The organism is Onishia niordana, from assembly GCF_004798965.1.
Classification (GTDB): Bacteria; Pseudomonadota; Gammaproteobacteria; order Pseudomonadales; family Halomonadaceae; genus Onishia; species Onishia niordana.
In genome coordinates this window covers 1-231 of sequence record NZ_SDSD01000175.1, presented here as the reverse complement: position 1 = coordinate 231, position 231 = coordinate 1, and the positions used below count along the sequence as shown (strand labels likewise).

Genomic DNA, 231 nt, shown 5'->3' with positions numbered 1-231 from the left:
GCTATTGAAAATATTTCACGTGTGATCAACTTGGCGAAAAAAGCCGATCATGTCGGAACGGTTTCTTCTGAGCTCTTTGAGAACGATGCTGAAGGCATGCTTTACGAAGCTACAGAAGAAATTAAAGCAGGTTGGGCAAACTTGTCTGCCTCTGAGAAATATGATATTCTGGTCAACAAAGGCGTTCCAGCCATTAACAATTTCTTTGAAAATGTAATGGTTATGGCAGAA

At 40.3% G+C, this 231-nt stretch carries 1 protein-coding gene; it reads left to right on the top strand.

Translation table 11 applies throughout. From position 1 onward, the window contains the following. A partial coding sequence (locus ETC27_RS18400) for a hypothetical protein (protein ID WP_205742812.1) occupies positions 1–231 on the top strand: 231 nt, incomplete at both ends.